Here is a 4,917-nt window from a genome sequence, read left to right as displayed (position 1 = left end):
CACCTCGAACGCCGGCGGACGCCCGAACACGGCCACCGCCCCGCCGCCGGCCTGGAGGCGCACCGCGGCGGCCCGGTCGTAGCGGATCAGCCGTCCGAGGAAGGCGGCGAGATCCGCCGCCTCCGCCGTGTCGGCGAGCCGCAGTGCCCGCACGGTCGTCGCCGTCATGCCGCGAGCGCCTCCGCGTCGTCGAGGTACTTCAGGAGGAAGGACTTCTCCTCGGCGGTGATCCGCCGCGGCCGGCCCGCCTGGAGGTCGTACGGCACGATGACCGTCGAGGCCCGCACGTACACCTGGTCCTCGTCCTTAATCTCGTACGCGATCGTGAGCGTCGCCGCGCCGATCTTCGTCACCCACAGCTCGACGGTCACCGGCTCGTGCCGGTGGACCAGCGGCAGCTTGTAGTCGATCTCGTGCCGGGCCACGACCGACCCGCCCGAGAAGGACGGCGAGCCGCCCCCGGGCGCCAGCCGGAACATGAAGTCGATGCGCGCTTCCTCCAGATAGCGGATGAAGACGACGTTGTTGACGTGCCCGAAGGCGTCCATGTCCGACCAGCGCAGGGGGCAGCTGTAGTGGTGACGGGCCATGTCAGCCTCGGGTCAGCTTCTTGTACGTGGCGCGGTGCGGCCGGGCCGCGTCGGCACCGAGCCGCTCCACCTTGTTCTTCTCGTACGACTCGAAGTTGCCCTCGAACCAGAACCACTTGGACTCGCCCTCGTACGCCAGGATGTGCGTGGCGACGCGGTCGAGGAACCACCGGTCGTGAGAGATGATCACGGCAGCGCCGGAGAACTCCAGCAGCGCGTTCTCCAGCGACGACAGGGTCTCGACGTCGAGGTCGTTGGTCGGTTCGTCGAGGAGCAGCAGGTTGCCGCCCTGCTTGAGGGTCAGCGCCAGGTTGAGACGGTTGCGCTCACCGCCGGAGAGGACCCCGGCCGGCTTCTGCTGGTCCGGGCCCTTGAAGCCGAACGCGGAGACGTACGCCCGCGAGGGCATCTCGACGTGGCCGACGTTGATGTAGTCCAGCTCGTCGGAGACGACGGCCCACAGCGTCTTCTTCGGGTCGATGTTGGCGCGGCTCTGGTCGACATAGCTGATGTTGACCGTCTCGCCGACCTTGATGCTGCCGGAGTCCGGCTGCTCCAGGCCCTGGATCATCTTGAACAGCGTGGTCTTGCCCGCGCCGTTCGGGCCGATGATCCCGACGATGCCGTTGCGCGGGAGCGAGAACGACAGGTCGTCGATGAGGACCTTGTCGCCGAAGGCCTTGGAGAGCTTCTCCACCTCGACGACGACGCTGCCGAGCCGCGGGCCCGGCGGGATCTGGATCTCCTCGAAGTCCAGCTTCCGCATCTTGTCCGCCTCGGCGGCCATCTCCTCGTAACGGGCCAGCCTGGCCTTGGACTTGGCCTGGCGCCCCTTCGCGTTGGAGCGGACCCACTCGAGTTCGTCCTTGAGCCGCTTGGCGCGCTTGACGTCCTTCTGGCCCTCGACCTTCAGACGTGCCTGCTTGGTCTCCAGGTACTTGGAGTAGTTGCCCTCGTAGCCGTGGAGACGGCCGCGGTCGACCTCGCAGATCCAGCCGGCGACGTTGTCGAGGAAGTACCGGTCGTGGGTGACGGCGACGACGGTGCCGGGGTACTTGGCGAGGTGCTGCTCCAGCCACTGCACGGACTCGGCGTCCAGGTGGTTGGTGGGCTCGTCCAGCAGCAGCAGGTCGGGCGCCTCCAGCAGCAGCTTGCAGAGCGCGACACGGCGGCGCTCACCGCCGGAGAGCGTGGTGACGGGCCAGTCGCCGGGCGGGCAGCCCAGCGCGTCCATGGCCTGCTCCAGCTGGGTGTCCAGGTCCCACGCGTTGGCGTGGTCCAGGTCCTCCTGGAGCTTGCCCATCTCGTCCATCAGCGCTTCGGAGTAGTCGGTCGCCATCAGCTCGGCGACCTCGTTGAACCTCTTCAGCTTGCCCATGGTCTCGGCGGCGCCGTCCTGGACGTTCTCCAGGACCGTCTTGGTCTCGTCCAGCGGCGGCTCCTGGAGGAGCATCCCGACCGAGTACCCGGGCGACAGGAAGGCGTCGCCGTTGGACGGCTGCTCCAGCCCGGCCATGATCTTCAGCACGGTGGACTTACCGGCGCCGTTGGGGCCGACCACACCGATCTTCGCGCCGGGCAGGAAGCTCAGCGTCACGTCATCGAGGATGACCTTGTCGCCGTGCGCCTTGCGCGTCTTGCGCATCGTGTAGATGTACTCAGCCAAGAGAAACCGTCCGGCAGATCGAGAAGGGCCAATGTGCGGCTCCGCCGCGTGAGGGCAGATGAACCCATCTTGCCGCACGTCCCTCCCTGGGGAGAAACCGCGTGTCCAGGGCTCGGACAGACCGTCCCGGCCCGCGACACCCGCGGCCGCTCTCCGGCCGTGCGAAGAGGTCCGCGGGACCGGGGTGTGCCGGCGCGCGGCTCCGGCGCGCGACCGGATTCGTCTGCGCGTCGGAGCCGCTGTCAGGGGCCGGCCGTCTGCCATGCCGGTCGGCGGGTCGTACCGGTCAGCAGGTGCTCGTGCGGGGCCGCGGCCCGGTCACTCCCCGGTGGAGGGGTCGTTCTTCTTCCGGAAGAAGAAGACCACCGCGCCACCCAGCAGGACCAGCCCGATCGCGACGCCCGCGATCATCGGGGTGGCGTTGGAGGTGCCTGTCTCGGCGAGATCGAGCCCTTCCGTGCCCGCGGTGCCGCCGGCCGAGGCCGGGGCCAGCTGGGTGGTGGTCTCGTCGGCCGGCGGGGCCGGGTTTCCGGTGGTCCGGCAGTCGAGGACGCCCTGGAAGTTCTCCGTGAAGCCACCGGGCCCGGTGATCGTGAAGTCGTACGCCTGGTCCTCGGCGACCGGCACCGTGACGGTCCTGGACTTGCCGGCCTCGACCTCGTACTCCTCACCGGCGAGCTGGAAGGTGAACGGCTCGTCGCCCTTGTTGGCCGCGGTGACGTCCACGCCGCCCTTCGCACAGTTCTTCTCGGCGGTGATCGCGGGTATCGCGCCCTGCGCGGCCCAGGTGGCGGTGGCCGTCGCCGAGACCGTGGACTCGCTGGAGCCGGCCAGGATCTGCGTCTGGCTCTTGGTGACCCCGGCGAAAGCCCGGCCCACCGGCACCGACGTGGTCGCCTGCACGCTCAGCGAGGCCGTGCCGTCGGCCGTGTCCTCGGGGATGTCGAAGTACAGCCGCGCCCCGTCGGTCACCTCGGTGACGGGCTCGCGGTTCTTGTCGGTGACCTGGATGCCCATGGCGGCGGCGTCGGCGGGCGGGGACACCGCGACGCTGTCCGCGTCGGTACGGACGGTGACCGGCCCGAGAAGCTCGCCGCTCCTGCCGGAGACCGCGCCGGGCTCCAGGGTGAGGGAGGCCCTGGGCTCACCGAGGTGGTCGGCGCTCCGCTCCAGCCAGTCGGCCAGCTTCTCGGCCTGCGGGTCCACGGCGTCGACATCGGCGTTGTCCGAGTGGCGCCAGATCGCGACCTGAGTGCCGGCGGCGGCCGTCTGCGCGGTGAGCGGCCCCGTGCCCGCGTCGTCGGCGAGCGCGGCGAGGTCGTCGACCTGGGGGTAGGAGTTATGCAGGATCCAGCGGATCTTCCCGGCGTTCTTGTTGGCGCCGAGCGAGGTCTGGGCCCAGGGGGTCTCCAGATACTTCGCCTGGTTCTGGGTGGGGTTGTGGATGTCGATGCAGTACGTCTTGAGTTTGCCGCCGCCGTCGACGGTCATCTCGAAGAGCCCGGCGGGCAGTTCACGCGTCTCGCCGTCCGTGTGGAGAACGGCCTTGTCGAACGTCCTGAGGCCGTCGAGCGTCGCGGCGGCGCCGCCGCGGTGCTGGAGCGTGTCGTCGGCCACGGCCGTGCCCGCGCCGGCCATGGAGCCCGCGACGACAAGGCCCGTGACGGCCATCGAGGCGGCGAGACGGGCGGCGCCCCGCCTCCGAGCGGTTGGAGCGAAGAACTCAGACAGCGCAGACAACACAGATTTTTTCCCTCCGGGTGAGGTCCTCCGCGTGGGACGCGTGGGGGGATTGCCTCACCAGCAGACTCAAGTGCCCCATGAGTACTCGGGAATCCTATGGATCACGGAGGCCGCCGATGCCCGTTCGTACGTTCCGATAACCGTTCCGAATCGGAATCGTTATCGCTCACACCTTCGGATTCGTTCGACTGTCGACAAATCTCCACAACTCCCCGGTCAGAGCGGCCCGGTCGGCACCGCGACCTGCCCGGCCGGTGCGGACGACTCGTCCTGTTCCGACAACCACGGTTGCGTATGCACGGGTTTGCGGGTCGCCACCGGCCCGGCGTCCGTTGCCCCCGACGTCACTCCGGGCGCCCCACCGGACAGTGCGGCGGACGTGGCGGCCGACGCGTCCGCCGCACTGTCCGTCAGCACCGGATTCGCCCGCGCCACCCGCTTGAACGCCGAGGTCCCCCACGTCAGATCGTGACCGATCGACACCGCGTCGATGTCCACGAACGTCCGGCGCTGCCCGTCCTTCGCCTCCTCCCTCACGCGCAGCCTCCCGTGCACGACCAGCGGGTCCCCGACGTTGACCGAGGCGGTGAGATTCGCCCCGAGATTGCGCCACGCGCAGACGGTGTAGAAGCTCGTACCGCCGTCGGTCCACACCGAATTGCGACGGTCCCAGCGGCGCGGAGTCACCGCGAACCTGAACCGCGCCACCCCGCCGTTCGCCGTCTCCCGGTACTCCACGCCCGTCGCGGCGTTTCCCACCAGCGTCACCACGGTGTCGTTCATGGCAGCCCCCCTGCTTTCCTCCGGTGCCGGCGCTCACCGACCACTTCATGCTGGCCCGGAAGGCACATCTCCGCCGACGCCTGTGGATTACTCACCAGTTGTGGAAAACTCCCTCACCCTTTCGTGGACAAGGCG

General features: G+C 69.2%; 4 protein-coding genes. All 4 read right to left on the bottom strand.

The annotated features are described in order from the left end of the window. Positions 1-164: 164 nt before the first annotated feature. Positions 165-590, bottom strand: coding sequence for a thioesterase family protein (locus tag GXP76_RS34055; protein WP_242575486.1), 426 nt, complete (start codon positions 588-590; stop codon positions 165-167). 1 nt (position 591) lies between these two features. Then, complete coding sequence (gene ettA / locus GXP76_RS34050) at positions 592-2,256, bottom strand: energy-dependent translational throttle protein EttA (RefSeq protein ID WP_147875341.1); 1,665 nt, start codon at positions 2,254-2,256, stop codon at positions 592-594. Positions 2,257-2,574: 318 nt separating this feature from the next. After that, positions 2,575-3,927 (bottom strand): Cys-Gln thioester bond-forming surface protein, encoded by a 1,353-nt coding sequence (locus GXP76_RS34045; RefSeq protein ID WP_242575485.1) that lies wholly within the window; start codon positions 3,925-3,927, stop codon positions 2,575-2,577. Positions 3,928-4,215: 288 nt separating this feature from the next. After that, positions 4,216-4,782, bottom strand: a complete 567-nt coding sequence (locus GXP76_RS34040; protein WP_242575484.1) for a single-stranded DNA-binding protein — start codon at positions 4,780-4,782, stop codon at positions 4,216-4,218. Positions 4,783-4,917 lie beyond the last annotated feature (135 nt).

The sequence above is a fragment of the Streptomyces sp. NP-1717 genome (assembly GCF_022695985.1).
Classification (GTDB): Bacteria; Actinomycetota; Actinomycetes; order Streptomycetales; family Streptomycetaceae; genus Streptomyces.
This window is presented reverse-complemented; position numbering and strand designations above follow the sequence as displayed.

Excerpts from the sequence above, each read along its gene's own strand:
- GXP76_RS34055 (WP_242575486.1), bottom strand. The coding sequence starts at position 590 with ATGGCCCGTCACCACTACAGCTGCCCCCTGCGCTGGTCGGACATGGAC.
- GXP76_RS34045 (WP_242575485.1), bottom strand. The coding sequence starts at position 3,927 with ATGGCCGTCACGGGCCTTGTCGTCGCGGGCTCCATGGCCGGCGCGGGC.
- GXP76_RS34040 (WP_242575484.1), bottom strand. The coding sequence starts at position 4,782 with ATGAACGACACCGTGGTGACGCTGGTGGGAAACGCCGCGACGGGCGTG.